Raw genomic sequence first — 25,721 nt, 5'->3', positions numbered from 1 at the left:
AATATTAAATTACAAATATGTTATAAAGAGGGCTTGCTGAAAGAAGTTAAAACCATTGAAAATACTGACTTCAAGGCGGCTTTCGATGGCATAATTTTGAAGAACCCATATCTTCAGTACTTCCTTGGTTTTGACAGCTTTGAAGATGATCGGCCACCATTTGATGCATCGCTGATCACGCATTTCAGAAAGCGTTTCACACCAGACATTCTCTTAGAGATCAACAACATCATTGCCATAAAAGAGCTTGAAGCAGCCGCTGCTTCTGAGAAACGCGATGACGATGATCATCACTACACTAATGGCTTTGGTCCATCCGAACCAACTACCAAGGACGTTCAAATCAGTTTTGATGATATTCCAAAGCAAGGAAAACTCATTCTTGATGCAACCTGCGCGCCAAGTGATATCCGCTTTCCAACGGATTTGCGTCTTCTGAAAGAAGCGCTTGAAAAACTCGAAGACATGATTGACGCACTACATGCGCCCGACATCTCAGTTGCTGCAAAGCATAGAACTTATCACAATCGTGCCCGCAAGGATTATCTTTCAAACGAAAAGCAGCGTAAGACATGTATGATTCGAAAACGCATTCTGTGTACAACCGGATCGGATGCTATCCTGAGGCTGTGCTGGCAGATTCCATTTATAAAAATCGCGAAAACCTGGCTGCTGTAAATGGGTTGTGATCCGTTCAGCAATCCCTGATTATGCCCATGTAATCAAAATGTAATTACATTATGTCAATAATTTTAATAATGTGATAGAATTCACAAATGCTCACTATTCGCTATCCTCAGGCATAATTATTGACCAAGGCGCAAAAGTTGCACATAACCGCGAAGAAATAAACCTGTTTATAACGCACACTAACTTGATTTGAGTCCAATTCACGGTATAATTAAAGAAACCATCGGCGGCTGTGGGAGCGCTGAGAGGAGGCCTTGGATGGAGCTGTTTATCCGACTGGACATTAATATATTTGCGACGCTGATTTTGCTGATTCTGTTGCTGAACAGCAGGGCATCCGCGGGGGCGGGCGTGAAGACGAACAAGATCTTTGGCCGGCTCACGGGGATGGTTCTGATCATCACGGTTTCGGAGATCATCAGCTTTGCGGTGGACCGGCAACCAGGGGCTATTATGCCTGCGCTGAATTATGTCAGCAACATGTTGCTGTTCCTGCTGGCGCCGTTTACCATGGGGCTTTGGGCGGAGTATGTGGAGCATTATCTGCTCAGGGAGGTGCCGGACCTCAGGCGCAGACGGCTGATCAGGGGTGTGCCTGTGGTTATTATTTTGGCGCTTGTCCTGATCAATCCTTTCACCGGCTTTCTTTTCAAAATTTTTCCTGGAAATGTTTATGAACGAGGGCCGCATTTCCTTCTGCAAATCCTCCTCAATGTTTTCATAGTGGGGCAGGCTTATCTGACGCTGCTGCAGAACCGGCAGAAGATGGACTCGACCAAGCTGTTGTCTTTAGCGGCGTTCCCGCTGCTGCCGCTGTTTGGGGTTATGATCCAGTACTATTTCTATGGCACTACCATGATCTGGAGCAGTATGGCTTTGGCGCTGCTGCTGATTTTCCTAAATGTTCAGAAGTCGCTGCTCCTTGTGGACAGTCTGACGGGGATTGACAACCGCCGCAGCGTGGATAACCTGATTGAGTCCATGAGTGAGCGGCGCGGTGATGTGCTTTACGGTGGGATGATGCTGGATATTGATAATTTGAAGGAAGTCAATGATGCTTATGGCCATGCCACCGGGGACCTTGCGATCAAGCGGGCGGCGGAGATCATCAAGGGTGCCCTGCGCAGTGGTGACTTCGTTGCCCGTTATGCGGGGGATGAGTTCTTTGTGGTGATTGAGGTTGGAGAGCCGCGGGCGCTAAACCGGGCGGTGGCGAGGATACATGAGGCGTTCACGGACTACAACCGGACCTCCGGAGAGCCTTGGGAGATCAATGTCAGCATAGGCTTTGACACCTTCCGTTACGAGTCCGCGGAGTCAGTAGACCAGGCCATGCGACGGATTGATGAGCTGATGTACCAGGAGAAGAAGCGGCGCAAGCTGGAGCGGAGGCTTGCGGCGGAGATGGGAACTGAGGCTGAGGCCTTGGCTGGGGCGGAGGCTTAAGTGCTTAAGATCAAGTTAATTTGGAAAAACAAAAGGGTAAAGCCAGCACCAACTGCCAAAGTATCTATGGCTACTGGTGCGTGCTTCACCCTTTTCTATTTACGTGGCAGCCTGCCACTATTTTGAGCCTCATGGCAAACATGCCGCATCCGTGGTGATGATGCCCTCCGCCGCGTCAAAGCATTCGGGAAAAAATGATCAGGTGGACACTCCAGAAGAAAATTTCATAAACAGATGGAAGTCGCACCTGAATTAAGGGTATACATTAAAAGAATCACCGAATGACAGCGATCAAGTCGGTAAAAAACATAATGCCAAAACACATTTAGCGAGGAGGATGGATATGGGATTTTTCGACAAGCTGCTCCACAAATCCAAAGAGACGGCTGAAAAGGTCAAGGACAAAGCTGAGGACGTCATGGAGGACGCCAAGGAGAAGGCGGATGAGCTCAAGGACAAGGCTGAGGACATGATGGAGGACGCAAAAGAAAAGGCGGAGGGCCTGAAGGACAAAGCTGAAGATGCCCTTGAGGACGCCAAAGAGAAAGCGGAATCCCTCAAGGACAAAGCTGAAGACAAAGTGGAAGAAGCCAAGGACAAATTTGAAGGCGCAAAGGACAAGGCCGAAGATCAGGCTGAAGAGGTCAAAGAAAAAGCGGAAGCTGCTGCAGACGAAGCCACGGAAAAGGCTGAGGCCGTGAAAGCGGATGCTGAAGCCGCTGTGGAAGACGCCAAGGAAACGGCTGAGGAAAAAGTTGAGGATGTCAAAGCCGCCGCTGAAGAGAAGCTAAATGAAGTTAAAGACAAGGTATAATCCTTCTCTCTTTTTACTTCATTCAATCAAAAAACCTGGAGAGCATCAGCCCTTCAGGTTTTTTCCTTGTCATTAACTCAGTTCTTCTGTCAAAAACTCATTGAGAAACAGCCGCGTCAGATGCGGGTCGAATTGGGTACCGGCACCATCGGCAAGCTCTTTTTGGATTTGGTCCCTTGAGAGGCGCGGGCGGTAGACCTGGTCGTGGGACATGGTGTCATAGGCCTCGATCAGGGAGACAATGCGGGCATGGATGGGGATTTCGCGGCGGGAGAGGCCGCGGGGGTAGCCTTCGCCGTCCCAGCGCTCGTGGTGGCTCAGGATGTCCTCCGCGACGCGGGCGAAGTCCGGGCTGGACACGGCAATGCGGTAGCCGCTTTCCGTATGCTTCCGGATCTGGACGCGCTCCAGGCTGTCCAGGGGGCCGCGCTTGTCGACAATTTCCATGGGAACGCTCATGATGCCTATGTCGTGCATCAGGGCCAGGAGGCTGAGGTCCTCAATGCGCTCCGGGGTGAGGCCAAGGCGTTTGCCAAAGGCTTCGGAGAGCTTCTGGACCCTGCGGCAGTGCTCCATGGTGCGGCTGGCCTGGCTCTCCATGACGGCGGCTATGGATTCGATCAGGGCGTTTTTCGCCCAGCGGCTTTCCAGGAGCTTGTTGTGGTACATGGCGGACTCGCTGTCCTTGAGAATGTGGGAGATGTGCTGGTGCTCGGCGGTTTTGGTGGCCTCGCCCAAGGAGAGGCTCAGCATGACGGTGCCGGTGTGGGCCGCGTGGGCCAGGGCCTGGATGCGCTGGATGATGTGGGCGGCGGTTTCTGCGTCAGTTCTTGGCAGGAGCAGGGAGAACTCGTCGCCGCCGACGCGGGCTATGATGTCATCTGCCCGGCAGGCTTTTTTCAGGACGTCCGCGGCCATTTTCAGGAGGGTATCACCTTCCTCGTGGCCAAAAGTGTCATTGACGAGCTTGAGGCCGTTCAGGTCCGCGGTTATGACGCTGATGGGCATATTCCGGGGGACGTCCATGCGGGTCAGGGCGTCCTCGAAGTAGGCGCGGTTGTAAAGGCCGGTGAGTGGGTCGTGGAAGTTGAGGTACATGAGCCGGTCCTCGTTGGCCTTGCGCTCGGTGATGTCCCGGGCGGCCGCGAAGATGTGGCTGCCGGAAGGCTCCGCGTTCCATTCGATGAAGCGGTATTCGCCGGCGTTGGTTCTCATTCTTATGACAAAGCCCATCAGGGATTCGCCGCGGTTCAGGGCGTTTAGGGCGTTGATGCTCGTTTCGACGTCCTCTGGGTGGACGAGTTCGAAGATGAGGGTGTCCTGAAGTGCCATGGGATCGTAGCCCATGAGGAGCTTCCAGGCTTTGTTGGCCTTGGTGATTCGCCCGTGGGTGTTCGCAATGCAGAGGAGGTCCGGGGAGAGGCTGAAGAAGCTTTCGAACTGTTCATGGGCTTCCTGGAAGGCAATTTCCACGGATTTTTGCCCAGAGATATCCATGCCGGAGCCCACGATATAGCGGACCTCGCCCGCCTCTAAGATGGGTGTCAGCGTGGTCTGCCAGGTCCGGCTGCCTTTAGGCAGGGACAATGTTTCCTCGTAGACTATGGTGCTCTTGAGGTTCCAGCACCGCCTGTAGTTTTTTTCAACGGTGATGGCCAGGTACGGCGGCAGGACCTCCTGAGGGGTGTTGCCTCTGAGGTCATCTCTGGCGAGGCCGGTCATCTGCTCGTGATAACGGTTGCTGTCTATGTAGCGGAAGGTTGGGCCGTCTTCGACCTTGATGATGAAGATGGCGTCTGAGATACTTTGATAGATTTTCTCGTATTCAAGGCCGTTGCCAGGGATGCTTGCGGCTGCTGCTTTTTCGACAGGCTGGTTGCCGGGTTGAGTGACGGATGGATCATGTGGATTCGCAGGGCTTGTCATAGACGCTCTACACTCCTTTGGTTTGGATGGCGATCATACGCTTGAGCCTGTCGATCTGGTCCAGCTGTCCCAGAACGAGGAGCTTGTCGTCAGATTCGACGACGAAGGAAGCATCCGGATTGGGTTTAAGGGTAGTTTCGCCGGCTTTTTTGACAGCCAGGACGTTGAGGCCGGTCTTGCTTCTGAAGCCGGAGTCCCGGAGGGATTTGCCGGCGAATTCACAGTTTTCGGTAATCAGGATTTCTTCAATGTCAAAGACAATGTCCCCCATGTGAGTCGTGATTTCCAGGAAGGACATGACGGTGGGGCGCAGCAGCATGACGGCCATGCGGTCGCCGCCGAGCTCGTTGGGGGACAGGGTGTTGTTGGCGCCAGCGCGCTTGAGCTTTTTGTGTGAGCTTGTGTCTATTGCTCTGGAGACAATGTGAAGGTCGGACTTCATCCCACGGGCGGTTAGGACGGTGAAGACGTTGTCCGCGTCGTTGGCCAGGCAGGTCACGAGGCCTCTGCAGCGGTGAATACCCGCCTTTTCCAGGACATCTTCCTGAGTGGCGTCTCCCAGAAGCGCCATGACGCCTTCTTCGAGGAGGGTGTTGACACGGTCCTCGTTTATTTCTATTGCTATATATTTGGCGTCGCTTTTCTGAAAGCGGTTGATGACGCTCATGCCGGTGCTGCCGGCGCCGCAAAGGATGTAATGGTCTTTTAGGTTGTCAATGTCATGCTCCATGGCGCGCCTCCTCATGATTTCGGTGAATTCGCCGCCAAATACGAAGGCGGCGACGTAGGTCAGGCTATAGGCGACGAAGCTGATGCCGCCAAAGATGAGGAATATGGTAAAGATTTTCCCCCCGTGGGACAGCTCAACGACTTCTTTGAAGCCCACGGTGGAAAGGGTGATGACGGTCATGTAAAGGGCGTCAATGGCTTCTACTTCCGCAAGGGTCATGTAGCCTATAGTGCCAACTACCAAGAGGAACAGAAGGGATGAGATCAAGATGAAGATCCGTTTGAACTGCCAGTGCATCACACCACCTCCTCGTTTGTCTCATGGCTTCGTTCGCCTCTATATAAAGGTCCGGTTAAATTCGTTGTTTTATGTATCCCCCAAATGGTGTGGGCTGTAACAGAAAATTGCGCTGATGGGGGATTGTGGTATAGCTTAGTGTTTGTCTTATGGAGGCTTTTTGTGTTTCAAGCAGCAGGTGAATAGCAAATATACCTCGATTATATAGGTATTAGACTTGTTTTTCACTCTATTTCACACTATTTCTCTGCTAATTGAGGAAAGATTGCGAATTTTTTGCTGTAGGTCGTCATAATGAGGTAAAATGGAAAAAATGAAGAAGCTGCTATAAGCAAAAGCCTATGAGTTGGAGGGAAACCTATGTCTGAGACTAACCATTATCCAGTACTGGAAATTGATCTTCAGAAGCTGGTGAACAATGCTGAAAAAGTGACGTCCTATGCTGGCGAAAGAGGCATTGAAATTACTGGCGTCATCAAGGGCTGCAATTCTATTGTGGAGGCTGGAAAGGCTATGCTGAAAGGCGGCTGTACTGGCCTTGCCACATCACGCATGGATCAGATGAAGCGCATCCGGGAAGCGGTGCCGGAGACAGAAACCTGGCTGCTGCGTATTCCCATGCTCTCGGAAATAGAGGATTTGATTCGCTTTTCCAATATCAGCCTGAATTCTGAGGAAGCGACAATTCGGGCTGTTGAAGCGGCATGTGCCGGCGTTGGGAGGCACCACGGCGTGATTCTGATGGCGGATCTTGGTGATCTCAGAGAAGGCTTCAGGGATTTTGAAGAAATGATCGCTTTGGCTGAGGAAATTGAGTTCAGGATGCCTCATGTGACCCTTGAAGGTATTGGCACCAATTTGGGCTGTTATGGGTCCATCAGTCCCACCACGGAGAATCTGACGGAGCTGGTTGAGCTGGCCCGGGCTATTGAGGCGCGGATTGGGCGTAAGCTCCGGTATATCTCCGGGGGCGCGACGACAACGCTGCCGCTGCTTTTAAAGGGTGGTGTTCCAGAGGGGATCAACCATTTGCGTGTGGGTGAGGGGATTTTGAATGGTCGGGACCTCATTGTCTTCTGGAATACGCCGTTTCCAGGGGTCGTGGCAGATGCGTTTACACTGAAGGCTCAGGTGGTGGAGGTCAAGGAAAAACCGAGCTATCCTATTGGTGAAATTTTTGTGGATGCCTTTGGCGAGGTGCCCGTTTATTATGATGAGGGGATTCGAATCCGGGCGATTGCGGCTGTGGGGAAGCAGGATGTGGGCTCCCATGAGAAGCTGCTTGTGCGGGATGAGGGACTTAAGGCCATCGGCAGCAGCAGTGATCATTTGATTTTGGACGTGACGGACATGCCGGTGCGGCCGCAGGTGGGGGACGTGCTGTCCTTTGACCTGTACTACCCGGCAATGCTTTATGCGACGGGATCAGCGTCTGTGGAAAAGGTGCTGCTGCACCCCGAGGCGCTTTAGGCTGGGACTGGGCCGCGCCAGACGTTTGGTTGGGGACAGGGACACACCAGATATTTGGTTGGGGACTGGGCCGCACCAAACATTCAGGCGGGGACTGGGGCGCACCAAACATACTTGAAAGGAAGTCATTGAAGTGGAGCAGACAACGAGTCCGATCATACATTATTTAAAGAACCTGCCGCGGCTGTTTTTTGGGTATTTTCTCTACGCGCTGGGCATTGCGCTGACCGTGGACGCAAACCTTGGGCTGGCGCCCTGGGACGTCTTGCATCAAGGCCTGTCCCAGACGCTGGGGATCACCTTTGGCATGGCCAGTATTGGCGTGGGCATTATTATTGTCATGCTGAACGTCAGGCTGGGGGAGCGGGTTGGCTGGGGCACCATAGGCAATATGATCTTTATTGGCGTTTTCCTGGACCTGCTGTTTGGGAGTGGATTGCTGCCGTCCCTGGAATCTGTGCCGCTGAGGGTGATTCAGCTCTTTGTGGGGATGTTTACAATTGGCCTTGCGTCTTTTGTCTACCTGGGCTGCGGCATGGGCTCCGGTCCCAGGGACGGGCTGATGGTGGCGCTGACGAAGAAGACGGGCAAGCCCGTGGGCATGATTCGCAGCGGCATTGAGCTCTGCGTGCTGGCCGTGGGTTATTTTCTGGGCGGGTCGATAGGCGTTGGGACGGTGCTGACCGCGCTGGGGATTGGCTTCGCGGTTCAGACGGTGTTCAGGCTGGTCCGGTTTGATGTCAAGGGCCAGCGGCACCGGTTCGTGGACGAGGATCTGGCCTGGGTTAGGGCGAAGGGGTAGGCAGCAGTAGCAAGCACAACAGGAAAGGCCTGCACTTGCAGAAAATGTGGAAAATAAGGTATTCTGAATATGTTCTTATGAAGAACAATTCAAGCAGGTCACAGGCACGTCATGTATTTCTATGTTTCAATGTGGGGGGATATCGCGTTATGGAGCTGAATCAGTTACTGGAGATAGTTTCACGCGGTGAAGATAGTTTGACTCAATTCAAGGAAAATATCACCAATCAGGACAGTTTAGCTGCAGAAATGGTGGCGTTCAGTAACTCTAAAGGCGGTAAAATATTGATAGGCATCAAAGATGACGGTGAAATTGGAGGTTTAAAAGCCGCTGACATACGCCGTATTAACCAGATGATCTCAAATGCCGCCTCTCAGTCTATCAGACCTGCGATAAATCCATTGACAGAGAATTTTGATCATGAAAATGGATTGATCGTGGTCTTATCGATTGCAGAAGGCGTTAGTAAACCCTATATGGATAAAAATGGCGTGATTTGGGTTAAAAGTGGCTCTGATAAGCGAAAAGCAACTTCAAGAGAAGAAATTCAGAGAATTTATCAGGTCTCAGGCCTCATACACGCTGATGAAACGCCTGTTAATACCCTGACCATTGATGATATTGATCAGATCTATTTTAAAGAGTTTTTTGAGAAAGTTTATGAGGAGTCCATTGAAATGGATCTATCCTCCCTTGAACGCCTGCTGAATAACATGAATTTAGCTAAAGGGAAGAACTTAAATATCGCTGGTGCACTTCTTTTTGCAAAGCGACCTCAATTTGCCATGCCTTTGTTTATTGTGAAAGCAATATGCTACCCCGGAGCTGACATTCACACTCATGAATATATTGACAGCAGGGATATTGCTGGAAAGCTGTCTGATGTATTCCAGACAGGGATGAGCTTCTTGCTTGCCAACATTAAACAGATCCAAATGAGCCAGTCTGTCAACAGTATTGGAGAGTTTGAAGTTCCTAAAATAGTTTTCGAAGAATTGTTGGCAAACGCGTTGATTCACAGGGACTATTTTGTACCGGCGCCTATTAGAATTTTTGTGTTTTCCGATCGCATTGAGATCATCAGTCCAGGTCATCTTCCCAATCACTTGACTATAGAAAATATAATCGCTGGAAATTCAAACATCAGAAATCCTGTTTTAGCATCCTTTGCAACGAAGCTCCTTCCATATCGAGGCCTTGGAAATGGGATCAGGAGAGCGGTGAAAGTCTATCCGAATATTGATTTTATTGATGACCGGGAGGGCAATCAGTTCACTGCAATTATTCGTAGAATAAATAACCCTTCCGTGTAAGTTATGTAGTGGTTTTCGCCTGATAAGACAATAGGGGTAGCTCAAACCCCCAATCAAAAAAATTACAATTTTCATTTTAGAAAATTCAAAAAACTCCCGAATCTATTGAAATACCTAACTTTAATTAAGATGCACTAAAAATAACTTTGTCACTTTTGTGACCTAAATGAACAAATCCCCCAGAATGATTGACATTATTTTGTCAGGAAATTATACTCAGGATGAAACTAAAATCAAGGGGGATTACCAAAATGAAGAAAAGACTTTTAGCACTCGGCCTCGTGTCCGTGCTCGCAATCAGCCTCTTCGCAGGTTGCTCCAAGCCAGCTGAGACTCCGGCAGAGACACCAGCAGAAACACCAGCAGAAACGCCAGCAGAAGGTGCTTACGAAGACGGCATCTACTTTGCTCAAGAAGACGGCTTCGCTGAAAACGGCTGGAAGTACATGGTGACGGTTGAAGTGAAAGACGGCAAAATTGCATCTGCAGTATGGAACGGCGCGAACAAAAACGCTGGCCCAGACAAGATCACACTTTCTACTGACGGTACTTACGGTATGGTAGCCAAGGGTGGCGCTCAAGCTGAATGGCATGAGCAGGCAGCTGCTACTGAAGCTTACCTCCTCGAAACTCAAGATCCTACAGTGATCGAGTACACAGACGCTGAAGGTCACACGGATGCTATCGCAGGCGTTTCCGTTCACGTTGTTGAGTACTTCGACCTCGTTGAGAAAGCCCTCGAAGCAGGTCCTGTTGGCGCTGGCCAGTACAAAGACGGCGCATACCACGCTGAAGCAGCTGACTTTGACGCTAACAGCGGCTGGAAATCAACGGTTGACCTTACGGTCATCAACGGCTACATTGTTGCAGCTAACTGGGACGGCGTTCATAAGGACGGCGGCGACACCAAGAAAGTTCAATCTGCTGACGGCCGTTACGACATGAGCGTAGCTGGTGCACAAGCGGCTTGGCATGAGCAGGCAGCTGCTGTTGAAGCTAATCTCCTTGAAACACAGGATCCGGCTGCTGTAACTGTTGATGCAGAAGGCAAAACGGATGCTATCGCAGGCGTCTCCATCTCTGTTGGCGACTTCTACACGCTCGCTGCAGAAGCCCTCGCATCTGCGAAGTAATTAAGGCAAGCACCAAGACACTTAAACCGATCCAAGGCTCAGGGGCACACCTTGAGCCTTGTTTCACGTTTAGCGGCAATTTACGGAGGCATCCAAATATGAAAAAAAGTTACAGGTTTATAACGCTACTGACGCTTATTATAATGCTGTCCCTGACTGCCCTGACGTTCACGGGTTGCCAGAGCACGGGCTCAGAACCAGGCCCCGCTTCAGAGACACCTGATGCACAAGAAGCCCCTGTCCCGAACCAGCCAACACCTCTTGCCGAACCTGTGGAGCAAAACGACTTCATCCTCGGCACCATTATTTCTCTCAAGCTTTTTGACTTCGCGCAGGACGCGTACTTCGCGGACAGCTTCGAAGCTTTGCGCGCCATTGAGCGCCGCATGACCATCAACGACGCGGACCCGGCTCAGAGCGAGGTCATGCAGATCAATGAAAATGCAGGCATCCAGCCCGTCAAGGTTTCTGAGGATACCTTTGAAGTCATCCGAAATGCCCTCCGCTACAGTGAATTGTCCGATGGTCGCTTCGACCCCAGCGTCGGCGTCCTCGTCAAGCTCTGGAATATAGGCACGGATTACGCTGCCATCCCGCCGCAGTCCGAAATCGACGCGCGGCTTCCCCTGGTGGACTACACCAAGATCGAGCTGAACGAGGCGGAAAAGACCGTGTTCCTGAAGGAAAAGGGCATGCTCATTGACCTGGGCGGCATTGCAAAAGGCTATGGCGCGGATGTGGTATCCGGGATTCTCTACGACTACGGCGTGCGTAGCGCCATTGTCAATCTGGGCGGCAACGTTCTGGTCATGGGCTCCAAGCCTGACGGCTCCGTCTGGCGCATAGGCGTCCAGAACCCATTCTCCGAGCGTGGGGAATATCTTGGTATTGCGGCCATCACGGACAAGACTATAGTCACCTCTGGTATTTACGAGCGCTATTTCGAGGCGGACGGCAAGCGCTACCACCACATCCTGGACACCGCTGGCGGCTATCCCGTGGACAATGGCCTTGTGGGTGTTTCCATCATTGCGGACATCTCCATGGACGCGGACGCCCTCTCCACTGCGGTGTTCTCCCTGGGCCCGGAGAAGGGCATGGCGCTGGTGGAATCCCTGGATGGCGTTGACGCGATCTTTGTCATGGAGGACAAGACCGTGACCATGACCGAGGGTGCGAAGGCGGTCTTTACCCTGACGGACAATACTTTTACTATTGTAGATTAAGAAAAGCTTTGCCGATGGTGACCATCGGCAAAAGTTTTTTATATAGAAACTTGGGAACAATATGGACAAAAACCATTTTAATGAACAAAAGCGCTAAAGCTATGGCTTTTTTTCTCAGGTATGATAATCTTTTATCAAATAGTTGTTTAGCAATTGTTTAACATATTATGAACCACACTATGATCTGGGAGGAATACCATGAGCGACAAGAAACGTATAATTGTCCTGGGCGGCGGCTATGGCGGTATACTTACAGCCAAAAAACTTGCCAGGAAGTTTAAGAAAAATGAAGAAGTCGAGATCACGTTGATCGACAAAAAGCCTTACCACGCTATGCTGACGGAGCTTCACGAAGTCGCGGCCGGACGTGTTCCGGAGGACGCGATCCGTATTGACCTGAAGAAAATTTTTGCAGGGCGCAACGTAAATGTCATCATGGATGAAATAATTGATATCGACTTCAACGGAAAAGTTTTGAAGTCTGATGATACGAGCTATGCTTACGATTATTTAGTCATGGCAGCGGGTTCAAAGCCAACCTTCTTTGGCGTCGCGGGCGCAAAGGAGAACGCGTTCCAGCTCTGGACTTATGATGACGCAGTTGAGATCCATGCCCATATCATGAAGACATTCCACGAGGCGGTTAAGGAAAAGAATATTGAAAAGCGAAAAAAAATGCTGACTTTCGTAGTTGTCGGCTGCGGCTTTACGGGCGTCGAGATGGTTGGCGAGCTTGCAGAGTGGAAGGATCGCCTCTGTAAGGATTTCTATGTCGACCCTGAAGAGGTCAAGATTTATGCGGTGGACTCCCTTCCAAAGGTATTGCCTATCTTCCCTGACAACCTCAGCAAGAAGGCGGAGAAAGTCCTCGTCAAGCTGGGCGTTGAGATTATCACGGGCTCTCCGATCACAGAAGTAGGCAAGGATTTTGTCCAGCTGGGCGACAAGGGCAGGCTCGAAGCGGGTACAGTCATTTGGGCTGCCGGTGTTGAAGGCGCTGACGTTATGGCGAACCTCGAAGTCAAGCGTGAAGGCAGAAACCGTATTGTCACCAACGACAAGCTTCAGTCCGTTGACCATGAAAACGTCTATGTCGTAGGCGACAACATCTTCTTTATTCCTGAAGGCGAGCAGAGACCGGTGCCGCAAATGGTTGAAAACGCGGAGCACTCCGCAGCCACAGTGGCGCACAACATTGTCTCTGAAATTAAAGGTGGCGAAATGGAAGTCTATAAGCCTGAGTTCCACGGGGCTATGGTCTGTATTGGCGGCCGAACGGGCGTCGCGCATTTGGGTATGCCTGGAAAGTTTTTCGGGCTCTCCGGATTCTTCGCCATGTTTGTGAAGCATTTCATCAACCTCGTCTATTTCATTCAAGTCGCAGGCTTCAACAAGTGCTGGACGTACCTGATGCATGAGATCTTCCACATTAAGGATAATCGCAGTCTCGTAGGCGGTCACTTCGCCAAGGCGTCTCCAAACTTCTGGCTCGTGCCGCTCCGCCTCTTCGTGGGCTGGAAATGGTTTGAGCAGGGCTGGCACAAGCTTCCTGGCGTCCTTGCGGATCCAAGCAACATTTTCTTGATTCCTGCGAAGGTTGTGGATGGCGCGACCTCTGCCTCAGCAGCAGAATGGGCTGCCAACAATGGCGGCGGCGAAGCTGTGGCTGAAGCAGTTGCTGCGCTTCCGGTTCCGGGCTTCATCGCTTCAATGGTCGAATGGTCCATGGATGCGTTCTTCTACACGGCAGAGGGTGGCTTCACGACTCTGGCAACGGTGTTCCAAACAGGTATGGTTCTCGGTGAAGTGCTCTTTGGCCTTGCCCTTATGGCTGGTCTCTTTACGGCGGTATCCGCGATCGCGACTATTGCTATGGGCGGCATGATCTGGGCTTCCGGCATGGCACCACTTGAGATGCTCTGGTATATGGCTGGCGGCGTAGCGCTGATTGGCGGTTCCGGAAGCACCTTTGGCATGGACTACTATGTCCTTCCGTTCCTAAAGAAATTCTGGAAGAAAATTGGTTTTGTTAAAAAATATTATTTGTACACCGAATAGCATAGCTTAACGGCGGCGCGAAATGTCCTTTTGAAGTTGGCCTTTGCTTTGAAGGGACATTTCGTTGTGTAAGCAAGGTTTTTAGACAGGGGTTTTAGACATGAAAAAGACGGACATCATCCTGATTGTGGTACTGGCTGTTGTGGCTCTTGGTGCCCTGGGTATCATGAAACTGGTTCAGGGTCGGGCGGCGCAAGTCTCGGACGCCATTCTGGCAGAGATTGTCGTGGAAGGCGAGCTTTATAAAACTGTAGATCTGTCCGTACCTCAGGTTATTGAAATCCGGACTGAGAAAGGGTACAATTTTCTCAAAATCGAAAACGGCCAAATCCTGATGTTTGAAGCGGATTGCAGGGATCAGATCTGTGTCAATACGGCGCCTGCGGATCAGCCTGGAGATACAATTGTCTGCCTGCCTCATGAGGTCGTTGTGCAGATTAAGGGGACGGCTGAAGGAGGTCTGGATGCCATTGCGCAGTAAGCATTCCAAAACGAGAACTATGGTCCTCATCGCGGTTTTGGTGGCTCAGGCTATTGTCCTGAGCCTTGTAGAACGGATGATTCCTTTCAATTTCAGCGTGCCTGGCGCAAAGCTTGGCCTGGCAAACATCGTGACGCTGACTGCGATTTATATGCTGCCCTTCCGTCAGTCTTTTCTGGTAGTGACCCTCAGGATCCTGATGACGGCCTTTATAGTGGGGTCATTCTCATCCTTCCTGTACAGTCTCGCGGGAGGATATCTGAGCTACTTTATCATGGCGCTGCTGGTTTATTTGGATTTTAGGAATCTCGGAACCATCGGCATAAGCGTTGTGGGTGCGGTGGCGCATAATCTGGGGCAGCTGCTGATGGCAGCGTTTATCATTCAAAACGCCTTTATCCTCGGGTATTTGCCTATGCTGATGCTGGCGGCCATTGCGACGGGTATTGCGGTTGGTCTGACGGTGCAGTACCTGATCAAGGCGCTGAAGGCGACGCGACTGTTTCAGGGGCAGAAAGGGTAAAAGCCTGGCGAGACGGTTAGGGTTGAAGGAAAATTTACGTCATGCGATTGATGTCAATAATTAAACGAGTAAGGAGAAGCTATGAGCGCTTTCTGGAAAGACTTCCCCGAATTGAATAACGAGCTCCAGTTGGTCAGGGATGAGATTCTGAAGCACAGCCAGTCTTCGGACGCCGGTTTTGAGCAGGCGCTGACGGAGATGGCAGGCAGCGGCGGGAAAATGCTGCGGCCTGCTTTTCTGATGCTCTCTGCCAGATTTGGCACGTACGAGCCTCAGAAAATCCGGACGCTGGCGGCAGTGATCGAGATGCTGCATATGGCGACCCTGGTCCATGATGATATTGTGGATGATTCCAGGCTCCGGCGCGGCATTGAAACGGTTCAGTCGAAATATGGCAAGGATTATGCCGTTTACCTCGGAGACTGGCTTTTCTGTCAGTGCTTCATGATGCTGTCTTCTCATGACTATACGAGAGAAAACCTGCAGGACATCTCAAAAGCGATCATGAAGATCTGCATGGGCGAGATCCGGCAGTTTAATTTCCGATACAATGCCCATATGTCCTTCAAGAATTATCTGAAGGTCATCTCTGGCAAGACGGCGGCGCTGTTCGCCATGAGCTTTTATGCCGGCGCTTTTGAGGCGGGCTGTGATGTGAAGCTCTGCAAGGCCCTGGGCAAGATTGGCCACGACATAGGGATGGCTTTCCAGGTAGTGGACGACCTGCTGGATTACAACGGCGATTCCGAGAAGCTGGGCAAGAGTGCTCAGCGGGACCTGCAGAGGGGCTTTTATACGCTGCCGCTGCTGTATGCTCTCGAGACACCGGGCGGTGAGGCCATTGAGGCTAAGCTGGCCAGTGATTTGTCAGAGGAGGACGTGCAGTCCCTGCTGACCATGGTCAGAGAAAGTGGAGGCGTCGCCCGTGCGAAAAAACTGGCGGACCGCTACACTACAAGAGCCATGGCCAGGATAAAAGCCCTGCCGGAGCATGAAGCCAAGGCGACGATCAGGCAGCTGGCAGAGCGTTTGATTGGAAGGGATCATTAGGGCTCGTGAAGGCTGAAAGACGTTAATAAATCGAAGTGCCCCACCGCAAATGAGAGCTCACTCTCAAAAGTGGAGGGGCACTTCGTTTTATATAGGGCCTGTAAGCCCCTCACACCCCTTCCCTCCCCGCCTCCCAGAATTTTCTGCTATTTTGTTCATAAGTTGTGGTAAAATATTCTTAAGGTTTACACTTATAACGCTGGGGGGTGGCGGATGGGATGATCAGCAGATTTGGCGGCATACGAACTATTACCCGCACCGTTTTGCTCATTGCAGTCAGCCTCACTTTAGTCATGGGTGTGGCCGGCTGCAAAATTCAGAAGGACATTTACGCCCCCGGCAGCTATGAGGGCGTCTCGGAGGGCTATCACGGCCCCATTCGGGTGATGGTGACGACGGATGCTCAGGAGATCGAGTCCATAGTCATAGTGGAGGAGCATGAGAAGCAGGTGCTCGGGGACGTGGTGGACATAGTCTATGAGACTATACCAGAGCGCGTGCGGCGCAACAACTCCACGGAGGTCGACGTGGTATCCGGCGCGACCTTGACCAGCACGGCGCTGATCAAGGCGATTCAGGACGGGCTGGACAAAGCGCTGCTGGAGTCGGCAGAAGCATCAGAGGCGGAATAACAGGCGGACTGGGGGACGTGCCTTGAAACTTCAATTTAAAATCGCGCTCTTCCTGTCGGTCATGCTGGTTCTGGTGGTTGGCGGGATTGGCTTTATGACTTTTGGTTACCTGGAGCGGACCCTTGAGACCCAGATGGGCAACAATGCCATGGACCTGGCGGTGACGGTGGCGGCTATGCCGGAGATCCGGGAGGCACTGGCGGCCCAGAACGGTGACGGGACGATCCAGGCCCGCGTTGAGGACTTCAGGAAGCAGACACGCTTTCAGTATATAATTGTGATGGATATGTCGGGGATTCAGTACTCGTATCCATCGGAGAATTTATTGGGGGAGAGGTATCGCAACGGGGGCGAAGAGCAGGTGCTTAGCACCGGCGAGGCCTACGTCTCAGCGGACCGCAACGAGCTGATTTCAGCGATCCGGGCCTTCGCCCCGGTGTATGCCAATGGTCACCAGGTCGGCGCCGTCCTCGTAGGCCTGCTGACGGACACGGTCTACAAAGAGGTGGGCACCCAAATCCGCAACCTGGAGACAACGCTGGTCGTCTGGCTCCTGGTGGGCATCCTGGGCGCCGCCATCCTCAGCCTCAACATCAAACGGACCATCTTTGGCCTGGAGCCCAAAGAAATCGCGCTGCTCTTAGGTCAGCGGGACATCATCCTTCAGAGTCTCAACAATGGGGTCCTCACTATAGACAACAGCGGGAAAATACTCCTGTTCAACAAACTGGCCAAAGACATCCTGGGGCTGTCCCCGGAGGACGTGGGCAAGCCGCTGTCAGATTACAGCGACGTCTACGCCCAGCAGATGCTGCGGACCTTGGACAGCAAGGAAACCATTTTAAATCAGGAAATCCGCCTCAGCCCAGGCAAAACGATCCTCTGCAGCCACACACCCCTCAGGGATCACCGGGGTGAATTTATTGGTGTCGTGTCCAACATCCAGGACCTGACCCAGGTGAAGCTCATGGCGGAGGAGCTCACCGGCTACCAGAAGATGACCAACGCCCTTAGAGCCCAAAACCACGAGTTCATGAACAAGCTCCACACGATCTCGGGTCTGATTCAACTCGAGGCCTATGAAGAGGCGGAGGAATATATTTCCGAAGTCTCGGATCAGCGTGAACGCATGTCCGGGGTCATCAACGACAGAATCGAAAATACCCATGTTTCAGCGATTTTGCTCGCGAAATACAACAGGGCCACAGAGGCTAAAATAGATATGGAAATCGATCCAGCCTCCTATTTGAACCGGCTTCCGGACCAAATCACGGAGGATGAGCTTTGTTCCGTTCTGGGTAATCTGATCGAAAACGCCATAGATGAGCTCGTCAAAATGGAGGGCGGCGAAATCTACGTCAGCATCACGTCAGACGAAGAGGCTCTGGAGGTTATAGTTTCAGATAACGGACCGGGTATCCGGGAGGACCTTGCGAACAAAATATTTGAGCGAGGCGTCACGACCAAGGACGGAAGCCGCGGCTACGGCCTGAGTATTGTCAAGGAAATCATTGATGAGGCGGGCGGTATCATAGAATTAGACAATGAATCAGGCGCCGAATGGCGCATCACAATTCCCTATGAAGGGGGGCGGGCACTGGATTATGATTAAAGTGCTTATCGTCGAGGACGATCCCATGGTCAGAGAAATCAATGAACGGTTTTTGGCAAAAATTGAAGGCTACACGCTCATAGACAGCGTATCGACCCTGGACAGGGCAAAAATGGTGATGAAGCTTACCGAGCCGGACCTGGTCCTGCTTGACGTTTTTTTCCCGCAGGGGAAAGGCGTGGAGCTGCTGCACTGGATCCGCCGGGAGGGCATGCGCTCGGACGTCATCATGATCACGGCGGACCGTTCGGTTGAAACCGTGGAGGAAGCCCTGCGGTACGGCGCGGTGGATTATCTGATCAAGCCTTTCAAATTTAAGCGCTTTGAGGAAACGCTCACTCAGTACCGCCTGCGCAAGAAAAATCTCAAGCAGTCGGAAAACGTTGAGCAGGACATGATAGACCAGCTGATGATGAGGGAGAGCGGTGGTGCCCGGGACGAGGACGAGGACCACGAGCTGATCGACACCAAGGGCTTTAGTCAGCTGACTTATGACAAAGTCTGCGAATGCATTCGGGAATTTGGGGAACAGACCTTTACGGCGCAGCTGGTAGCCAAAAAGATTGGCGTGTCCAGGATTACAGCCCGCCGGTACCTCGACTATATGGAAAAAGAAGATAAGCTCGAAATTGAGCTGGAATATGGCAAGGTTGGACGGCCAAAAAACAGGTATAAAGTGAAGGAAGGCTGCTGGAACGAAAATCCTGAAGAGGAGACCCAGTAAGCTGCTCAGCTGGAAGCTTGAAAAAATGCCTTTCTGTTTCTGAAAGAAATTTGGAGGAAGAGGCCTTGGACAACAACATGATACGACAACTGGAAGAGGGGCTGTACACGTTCCCTATCCCACTGCCAAACAACCCCTTAAGAGAACTGAACGGCTACTTGATTGTCGGTGAAAACGAAGCCGTCATGATTGATACGGGCTTTGCCATGGACCCTTGCCGGGAGGCGGTCTATGGGGCTCTTGAGTCCCTGGGGATTTCTCCGGAAAAACTGACGGTGGTTCTGACGCATCTGCATTCAGACCATACGGGCCTGGCGGGGGAGCTGCATGAAAAAGGGGCGCGGATTATCGCAGGAAAGACGGAGAGCTGGTGGATCCACAATATTCGTTCGGATGAGGTAACTGCCGGTTTTCAAGAGTCGATCACGCGGTTTGGGCTTGAGCAGGACGGCATCCATTATTATGACAATCCGGGCTATAAATACGCGTCCCAGGAGATTTTGGAGCTTGAAACCGTAGAGGAAGGCGACCGGATTGAGATAGGCAGCTTCTCTCTTGAGGTGGTGGATCTGCCGGGGCATACGCCGGGACTGATTGGACTGTACTGCCGTGAACGAGGTTGTCTGTTTGGGTCGGATCATATTCTCGATAAGATCACGCCTAATATTGGCTATTGGACCGAGGGCTTTGACAGCCTGGGGGTCTACCTCCAGATGCTGGAGAAGGCCAGAAGCATGAAATTGAAGCGTGTTTATTCTGCCCACCGCAATGTGGTGGAGGATCCGGAGCGGCGTATTGGTGAGCTGGTGGGGCACCATGACCATCGGCTAAAAGAAGTTCTTGAAATTGTTGGGCAGGGGCATAAGACGGTCCGTGAAATCGCGGCCAGGATGCACTGGGACCTGAGGGCCAAGGACTGGGAGGCATTCCCCAAGGCTCAGAAGTGGTTCGCGTGCTCGGAGGCCATGGCGCACCTGGAATACCTGCACCTGCGGGGGCGGCTGAAGCGGACGCTTGTGGAGGGCGTTTACCATTACGCCTCAGCATAAATAAAAAATGACCTGGGGGGATTTGACGCATGACAAAGCGATGGATTGACTTGAGAAGTGATACGGTGACGCTGCAGCCGGAGGAGATGAAGCGCGCCATGATTGAGGCTGAGATTGGGGATGACGTCTATGAGGACGATCCGGCGACGAAGGCTCTGGAGGCCTACGCGGCGGAGCTCCTGGGGAAGGACGCGGCGCTGTTCGTGCCAAGCGGGACCTTTGCCAATCAGCTGGCCATCATGACCCATACCCGCCGGGGGGATGAGATTATTATTGGGCAGGACGCGCACATCCAGGCCCATGAAGTTGGGGCGGCTGCGGCGCTGGCGGGGGTTCAGCTGAAGACGGTGCCGGTGCACCTGAACCAGATCGAGGTGCTGGACGTGCGTCATGCCATCCGGGACCTGAGCGACGTCCACTATCCGGAGACGTCACTGATCTGCGTGGAAAATGCGCTGGGCAACGGCTGCGTGCTGACGCTGGACAATATGAAGGAAATCTACAGGCTGGCCTATCTTCACAGCATTCCGGTGCATCTGGACGGGGCGCGGCTGTTCAACGCGGCGCTGGCTCTCGGGGTGCCGGCGAAGACCATTGCGGCCCAGGCGGATACGGTGAACATTTGTCTGTCCAAAGGCCTCGCGGCGCCAATTGGCTCACTGCTCGTGGGTGAGAAGGACTTTATCAGACGGGCGCGAAAGAACCGCAAGCGCATGGGTGGCGGCATGAGACAGACGGGCTACCTTGCTGCAGCTGGGCTTTACGCGCTGACGCATATGGTGGACCGGCTGAGGGAAGATCATGAAAACGCGACCTACTTGGCTTCTCGTTTGACGGAAATTCCAGGCATTGAACTGATGAAGCACAGGCGCGATATCAATATGGTCTTTTTCAAAATTGAAGAAGGCCTGATCAAGGAAGCGACGTTCCTGCAGAAGCTGCTCAGCGCGGGGATCAAGTCCAATGGCATGGAGGATGGGGAGTACAGGTTTGTGACCCATTATGGCATTGTGAGAGAAGACATCGATACGGTCGTGGAGGTCATGAAGGCATGTTTGGTGCAGTAGAAATTTAGAGCGGATCACGCCACGGATCAGTAACGGAAAGGTTGGAACAACTTTGCTGCGACTGTTTCTTGGCGTGATTTTTTATAAGGAGGTGATGGCGGCATGGCGGAGAAGACGAATAAGGTGAATAAAGAGATCAAAGCAAACAAAGGCTCTGCCGATGGTGACCAGCGCCACCAATGGGTCAGAATCCTTCAGCTTGGCGCGGTTCTGTTTTTCTTTTGGCTGCTGTTGACCGGGCGTTTTGGCCTGCGCATGACCATCACCGGCCTGTTGTCCGTGGTCGCCACACTGCTTTTTTATAAGCGTTTCCTCTCCTATTTCAATCTGGAGCCTGTGGCGGCACAGGGATTTTTCAGGATCCTGAGATTTTCCTTTCGCGTGATTTTGGATATTTTCGCCTCAGCCCTGGCCCATATGAAGCGAGTCGTTTATGGTTCGCCCTCGCCGGAAATGTTTACTGTGACGCTGACGGTGAAGGAGCCCATGCTGGTCGCGCTGATTGCCAATGCCATCACTTTGACACCGGGAAGTATGACCGTGGAGGTCCATGGCTCCGAGCTGACGGTACTGGCCTTTGTGGATGGCGAAGAAGAGGTTCAGGCCTTTCGCCGGCAGATCCACACCCGCTACGAGCAGCTGCTGACTGGGGGTGGGTCAGATGCTTGAGATTACTATGGTGCTCATAGCGGTCGCCATTTTATTCCTGCTTTATCAATTGACCCTCGCTAAAACTATTTGGGAGCGCCTGGTCGCACTGAATCTGATCGCGGTAAAAATAGCCCTGATCATGACGGTTTACGCCGTCTATTCCGGTCAGAGCGGGCTCCTCGATATCATACTGACTTATAGCATTATTGGTTTCATGACGGTCATAGTGCTGACGCGTTTTGTGTTGAAAGGGGGAAGGCTCAAATGATCGCAGATTTGCTCCTCGTTTTGGCCTGGATTTTCCTCGCTTTCGGCGTTGCCGGCATCTTCCGGCTGGAGGGCGTCTATGAGACCCTGCTCAGCAGCAGTAAAATTGATTCCGTGGTCGTTCTGACGGTGGTCATTTCCCTGATGCTGCGGCTGGGGTTCAGCCCTATGACCCTGCGGCTCCTGATTCTGCTGGTGTTCTATCTGGCGACCAATCCGGTTTCCAATCAGATGATTGCGGCGTCAGCGTACCGTGGCGGGCTGCTGCCTGAAAAAGGAGGGATTCACCCATGGATCCGATGATGATCCTCATGGCCGTCCTCAGCACCGCCCTCTTGATCGCAGCCCTCATGACGCTGATCACGGAGAACAACTTCCGGCTGATCCTCTATTTCGCGGCCTTTTCCCTGACCGCCGCCGGCCTCTATATGCTCCTGCATGCGCCGGACATTGCCCTCGCGGAGATCGCGGTGGGCTGTGCCTTTGTGCCGCTTATCTATACCATCTCCGTCATGAAGCAGACGACGCTGAACGTAGTTGTGAAGCCCGTCGCGAGCGCTCCGGGCAGCTGTCTTATGGCGCCGGAGCGGCTGGATGAATTTATGAGCGAGCTTGGCCGGTTTTGCGATTTGTATGGCCTTGAAGCCAAGCTGCTGGGCGGCCTGGAAGGTAAGGATACCACTGTGGCCGGCATCTTTCGGCCCAGCAGCCCGGATCTTCTGATCGCCTATGATGCGCAGAGTGACATCATCCGCGTGGAGGGCAACGAAAACAACTGTCTGATCGACTCACTGGAGCGCTGGCTGAATCAGACGCCTGGCGTGGAATTCGTGGGGGTGACAGAAGATGAGAACGCGTGACACCATAAAAGGCTTGATGATTTTAGCGGCAATTGGCTTTGTGGGAAATGGCCTTTTCGAGGCCTTTGTCCTGGATGTGCCGGAATATGGCCGCTTCAGCATGGACTATTATGTACAGAACACCTTGCCGGAGACCGGTTCGCAGAACCTTGTCACGGGCATCTACCTCAGTTACAGGCTGTTTGACTCCCTTTTTGAGGCTGCGACGTTGTTTGTGGTCACGGCTGGAATTCTGTTTATGGGGAGAAAGGACGAGGAAATCCGCTGAGATTTTGGTTGGGGATTTTTGGTTGGGGACTGGGCCGGGCCGAAGGTTCAAGGCGGCCCAGTCCCCCACTGAAATGCTGGCCCGGCCCAGTCCCCTGCCGGATGTTCAGGCGGGCCCAGTCCCCAACCAAATTTTATGAAGATTTTCTATGAAGGGAGGAAGTGCACCATGAGCCCTGACAACTTGTCGAAAGCCTCGAATGTCCAAAAACACGAGCTCCTGAGGGTCATCAGCCTCCTGCTGCTGCCGTTTATGCTCATGTTTGGCCTGTACGTCGTTTTCAACGGCGACCTCTCTCCGGGCGGCGGCTTCCAGGGTGGCGTCATCCTTGCGACGGCCTACATCCTGGTCTATTTTATCTCAGAGCAAAAGACCATAGAGCTTAGCCGATTGATCCGGATCGAAAAATATCTCTTCCTCGCATTGATCACCGCCGGCATCCTCCAGATTCTTTTCTTTTCCGCCAACTTCGCCCCACTCGTCACACCGGAGGCTATGCGGCTCAAACGGATCATCCTGATTTTCTTAAACACCCTGATTGGCGCAAAAGTTGCCTTGGGCATGAGCGGCATCATTACCATGTTTTTTGAGGAGGGGAGCCTATGATGTTCGTTACGGTAACGGCGTGTCTGGTTGTCATGATTGGCCTCTACGGCATTGTCACCTCCCGTCAGGTCGTCAAAACCATATTGTGCATGAACCTGGTCCAGACGGCGGTGATCCTGCTGCTTCTGAGCCTTGCCAGCCAGACGGGAACCGCGGTTCCAATCATTGGCATGGGCACCGGGGAAATGGTCGATCCGCTGCCTCAGGCCATGATGATCACGGCCATTGTCATAGGGGCCTCCGTAACGGCCCTGGGTCTCTTCATGTCAGGCAAGCTTTTCCACTATTATGGCAGCCTCGACTGGCGCGCGATCTTTCATCATGAGACCTTTGAGAGGACAGACTGATGGAAGCGCTCATGCTGGCACTCATATTTCTGCCCTTCTTCTGGGGGCTCCTGATTTTTCTCATTGACCGGGTCAATTTCACGAGGACGGTGTTCCTCGAGCAGGTTATCCTAAGCGCCATGGTCCTCTGGCTCCTGAGCAGGGGCGAGGTCAGCGTTATTCTTGGTGGCTGGCCGGAAGGCATTGGGATTGAGCTCGCCTCCAATGGCTTTGGCCGATTGTTCCTGATCATGACCACCGTAGCCTTCGCCTACATCTACAGTTACTTATGGCATCAGCACTGCAATGACCACAAGCTCTTCTTATTCCTTGGCATGTTGCAGGGCTCCCTCTACGCCCTTTACATGACCCGAGACCTGTTTACGCTTTATCTCATGATTGAGGTCGTCACTATCCTGAGCAGCATCCTGATCCTTTACGAGCGGGATGCCGTCTCCGTCCGGGCGGGCCTCTATTACCTGATTTTCAACAGCGTTGGGATGCTGATCTTCCTGGTGGGCATCATTGCCCTCTATACGGAGCTCGGAACCCTCAACCTGACCCAGATTCACGGACTGCTGGGCGGTGCGGCGCCACTGGGCGCGACGGGTGTGGCGTTGTCTGTCCGGGGACGCTTCGCGCTGGCATGCTTTATGACGACCTTCGCGGTGAAGACCGCCTCCTTCCCCGTTGGCGGCTGGCTCCCTGTGGCCCATGGCTACGCGCCAACCTTCATTTCCGCGATCCTTTCCGGCCTGGTGGTCAAGTCAGGCCTATTCCTATACCTCAATGTCATTGCGCCGTTTAACTCGACGACAGCCTATACGATCACCCTGGCCCTTGGTGTTGCTGCGGCCCTCTATGGCGTAGTCCGGGCCATTTTCCAGACTGATATCAAGCGGATGCTGGCTTTTCATACCGTTTCCCAGGTGGGCCTGATGGTCATAGGGATCTCCATGTATCAGCTGGACGGTGGCCTTGGCGGTATGGTGCATGCGTTCAACCACTTTATGTTCAAGAGCCTGCTCTTTCTCACCGCCGGTGCCTTGGCCCGCATGTACCACACCCGGGAGCTTACCAAGATCCATGGCGTCATGCGCACGAATCCATTCTTGGGCTTCGCGGTGCTCATAGGCGTCCTGGCCATCAGCGGCGCGCCGCTGATGATAGGCAGCATAGGCAAGAGCCTCATCAAAGGAAATTTTGATGAGGGCTATCTGATCCACATTTTGACCCTCATCAACCTTGGCACGGCCATGTCCTTTTCAAAATGGATCTCCATGCTCTTCGGTCCTAAGGAAGAGGGGATGAAGCTCTTTGGCGGAAAGGCCTTCGCCATAGGCATGCTTTCCCTTTACGTCGTCCTTCTGTATCCACTGGAAGTTTGGATGCTGGGGGTAGACCCTTTCTACAAGCTGGCTTCGGAGACCGTGACTTACCTTGGCTATGTTGCTGCGGCAGCGGCAATGTATCTCCTTGTCCTAAGAAATAAACCTGCCTGGGCGATTCGCATGGGACAGTTTGCCCCAGACGTGGAAATGGCCTTCTTTGGCATGATGCTCCTGATAGGCGGACTCCACTGGCTGCTGGTTCTGGGGTAGGTGTTTCGGTTATTTTGTAAAATTCAGTTGGTTGACATTCACAAGGGACGGCGTCAGAATTTGTGTTCTGACGCCATTTTACTAACAGGCACTTTGGGG

27 protein-coding genes are annotated in these 25,721 nt (G+C 52.6%); 25 read left to right on the top strand and 2 right to left on the bottom strand.

Annotated elements, in window-relative coordinates; translation table 11 throughout:
* Positions 1-33: 33 nt before the first annotated feature.
* From BLP63_RS00930 to BLP63_RS00920, 3 genes are all read left to right on the top strand, one after another.
* Positions 34-678 carry a transposase gene (locus BLP63_RS00930; RefSeq protein ID WP_170829211.1) on the top strand — a complete coding sequence of 215 codons (645 nt, stop codon included), beginning with the start codon at positions 34-36 and terminating at the stop codon, positions 676-678.
* A 270-nt stretch (positions 679-948) separates the two neighbouring features.
* Entirely contained in the window at positions 949-2,136 is a 1,188-nt protein-coding gene (locus BLP63_RS00925) for a GGDEF domain-containing protein (RefSeq protein WP_092589008.1), read from the top strand.
* Between the two features lie 343 nt (positions 2,137-2,479).
* Positions 2,480-2,950 carry a YtxH domain-containing protein gene (locus BLP63_RS00920; RefSeq protein ID WP_207646386.1) on the top strand — a complete coding sequence of 157 codons (471 nt, stop codon included), beginning with the start codon at positions 2,480-2,482 and terminating at the stop codon, positions 2,948-2,950.
* Between the two features lie 72 nt (positions 2,951-3,022).
* Here the strand turns inward: BLP63_RS00920 and BLP63_RS00915 are convergent, their stop codons facing one another.
* Complete coding sequence (locus BLP63_RS00915; RefSeq protein ID WP_092589007.1) at positions 3,023-4,876, bottom strand: diguanylate cyclase; 1,854 nt, start codon at positions 4,874-4,876, stop codon at positions 3,023-3,025.
* Positions 4,877-4,883: 7 nt separating this feature from the next.
* Positions 4,884-5,903 (bottom strand): potassium channel family protein, encoded by a 1,020-nt coding sequence (locus BLP63_RS00910; RefSeq protein ID WP_092589006.1) that lies wholly within the window; start codon positions 5,901-5,903, stop codon positions 4,884-4,886.
* Positions 5,904-6,263: 360 nt separating this feature from the next.
* Between BLP63_RS00910 and BLP63_RS00905 the strand changes: the two genes are divergently transcribed.
* The 22 genes from BLP63_RS00905 (at position 6,264) to BLP63_RS00800 (ending at position 25,622) form a co-directional block, all read left to right on the top strand.
* Positions 6,264-7,373, top strand: coding sequence for an alanine racemase (locus BLP63_RS00905; RefSeq protein WP_092589005.1), 1,110 nt, complete (start codon positions 6,264-6,266; stop codon positions 7,371-7,373).
* A 133-nt stretch (positions 7,374-7,506) separates the two neighbouring features.
* Positions 7,507-8,175 carry a YczE/YyaS/YitT family protein gene (locus tag BLP63_RS00900; protein WP_242870738.1) on the top strand — a complete coding sequence of 223 codons (669 nt, stop codon included), beginning with the start codon at positions 7,507-7,509 and terminating at the stop codon, positions 8,173-8,175.
* Positions 8,176-8,324: 149 nt separating this feature from the next.
* Positions 8,325-9,488 (top strand): RNA-binding domain-containing protein, encoded by a 1,164-nt coding sequence (locus tag BLP63_RS00895; protein WP_092589004.1) that lies wholly within the window; start codon positions 8,325-8,327, stop codon positions 9,486-9,488.
* 251 nt (positions 9,489-9,739) lie between these two features.
* A complete protein-coding gene (locus BLP63_RS00890; protein ID WP_092589003.1) occupies positions 9,740-10,621 on the top strand; it encodes an FMN-binding protein in 882 nt (293 codons plus the stop codon).
* Between the two features lie 98 nt (positions 10,622-10,719).
* Positions 10,720-11,847 (top strand): FAD:protein FMN transferase, encoded by a 1,128-nt coding sequence (locus tag BLP63_RS00885; protein ID WP_092589002.1) that lies wholly within the window; start codon positions 10,720-10,722, stop codon positions 11,845-11,847.
* Between the two features lie 198 nt (positions 11,848-12,045).
* Entirely contained in the window at positions 12,046-13,905 is a 1,860-nt protein-coding gene (locus BLP63_RS00880; RefSeq protein WP_092589001.1) for an FAD-dependent oxidoreductase, read from the top strand.
* A gap of 100 nt (positions 13,906-14,005) precedes the next feature.
* Positions 14,006-14,386: a NusG domain II-containing protein gene (locus tag BLP63_RS00875; protein ID WP_092589000.1), complete on the top strand. Its 381-nt coding sequence runs from the start codon at positions 14,006-14,008 to the stop codon at positions 14,384-14,386.
* Positions 14,370-14,909: a Gx transporter family protein gene (locus BLP63_RS00870; RefSeq protein ID WP_092588999.1), complete on the top strand. Its 540-nt coding sequence runs from the start codon at positions 14,370-14,372 to the stop codon at positions 14,907-14,909. The genes BLP63_RS00875 and BLP63_RS00870 overlap by 17 nt, the downstream gene beginning before the upstream one ends.
* Before the next feature lie 81 nt (positions 14,910-14,990).
* Positions 14,991-15,959, top strand: a complete 969-nt coding sequence (locus BLP63_RS00865; protein ID WP_092588998.1) for a polyprenyl synthetase family protein — start codon at positions 14,991-14,993, stop codon at positions 15,957-15,959.
* A gap of 218 nt (positions 15,960-16,177) precedes the next feature.
* Complete coding sequence (locus BLP63_RS00860; RefSeq protein WP_092588997.1) at positions 16,178-16,591, top strand: FMN-binding protein; 414 nt, start codon at positions 16,178-16,180, stop codon at positions 16,589-16,591.
* A gap of 22 nt (positions 16,592-16,613) precedes the next feature.
* Positions 16,614-18,203, top strand: a complete 1,590-nt coding sequence (locus BLP63_RS00855; protein WP_092588996.1) for an ATP-binding protein — start codon at positions 16,614-16,616, stop codon at positions 18,201-18,203.
* Positions 18,196-18,927, top strand: coding sequence for a response regulator (locus BLP63_RS00850; protein ID WP_092588995.1), 732 nt, complete (start codon positions 18,196-18,198; stop codon positions 18,925-18,927). Before BLP63_RS00855 ends, BLP63_RS00850 begins: the two co-directional genes overlap by 8 nt.
* A 65-nt stretch (positions 18,928-18,992) precedes the next feature.
* Positions 18,993-19,976 carry an MBL fold metallo-hydrolase gene (locus BLP63_RS00845; RefSeq protein WP_139159751.1) on the top strand — a complete coding sequence of 328 codons (984 nt, stop codon included), beginning with the start codon at positions 18,993-18,995 and terminating at the stop codon, positions 19,974-19,976.
* Between the two features lie 29 nt (positions 19,977-20,005).
* Complete coding sequence (gene ltaE / locus BLP63_RS00840) at positions 20,006-21,043, top strand: low-specificity L-threonine aldolase (RefSeq protein WP_092588993.1); 1,038 nt, start codon at positions 20,006-20,008, stop codon at positions 21,041-21,043.
* A 102-nt stretch (positions 21,044-21,145) separates the two neighbouring features.
* A complete protein-coding gene (locus tag BLP63_RS00835) occupies positions 21,146-21,712 on the top strand; it encodes a Na+/H+ antiporter subunit E (protein ID WP_092588992.1) in 567 nt (188 codons plus the stop codon).
* Positions 21,705-21,962, top strand: coding sequence for a monovalent cation/H+ antiporter complex subunit F (locus tag BLP63_RS00830; RefSeq protein ID WP_092588991.1), 258 nt, complete (start codon positions 21,705-21,707; stop codon positions 21,960-21,962). The genes BLP63_RS00835 and BLP63_RS00830 overlap by 8 nt, the downstream gene beginning before the upstream one ends.
* Positions 21,959-22,264 carry a cation:proton antiporter gene (locus BLP63_RS00825; RefSeq protein WP_092588990.1) on the top strand — a complete coding sequence of 102 codons (306 nt, stop codon included), beginning with the start codon at positions 21,959-21,961 and terminating at the stop codon, positions 22,262-22,264. The genes BLP63_RS00830 and BLP63_RS00825 overlap by 4 nt, the downstream gene beginning before the upstream one ends.
* Positions 22,252-22,821 (top strand): Na(+)/H(+) antiporter subunit B, encoded by a 570-nt coding sequence (locus tag BLP63_RS00820; protein ID WP_092588989.1) that lies wholly within the window; start codon positions 22,252-22,254, stop codon positions 22,819-22,821. Before BLP63_RS00825 ends, BLP63_RS00820 begins: the two co-directional genes overlap by 13 nt.
* A complete protein-coding gene (locus BLP63_RS00815; RefSeq protein ID WP_092588988.1) occupies positions 22,808-23,089 on the top strand; it encodes a hypothetical protein in 282 nt (93 codons plus the stop codon). The genes BLP63_RS00820 and BLP63_RS00815 overlap by 14 nt, the downstream gene beginning before the upstream one ends.
* Positions 23,090-23,257: 168 nt before the next feature.
* Positions 23,258-23,695, top strand: a complete 438-nt coding sequence (locus BLP63_RS00810; RefSeq protein ID WP_170829210.1) for an MnhB domain-containing protein — start codon at positions 23,258-23,260, stop codon at positions 23,693-23,695.
* Positions 23,692-24,042, top strand: coding sequence for a sodium:proton antiporter (locus BLP63_RS00805; protein ID WP_092588986.1), 351 nt, complete (start codon positions 23,692-23,694; stop codon positions 24,040-24,042). Before BLP63_RS00810 ends, BLP63_RS00805 begins: the two co-directional genes overlap by 4 nt.
* On the top strand, positions 24,042-25,622 hold the full coding sequence (locus BLP63_RS00800; RefSeq protein ID WP_092588985.1) for a complex I subunit 5 family protein: 1,581 nt from the start codon (positions 24,042-24,044) through the stop codon (positions 25,620-25,622). Before BLP63_RS00805 ends, BLP63_RS00800 begins: the two co-directional genes overlap by 1 nt.
* The last annotated feature ends 99 nt before the right edge of the window (positions 25,623-25,721 follow it).

The organism is Acidaminobacter hydrogenoformans DSM 2784, from assembly GCF_900103005.1.
GTDB classification, from domain to species: Bacteria; Bacillota; Clostridia; order Peptostreptococcales; family Acidaminobacteraceae; genus Acidaminobacter; species Acidaminobacter hydrogenoformans.
The sequence above is the reverse complement of the archived record's forward strand: the minus strand, read 5'-3'. Positions and strand labels throughout refer to the sequence as shown.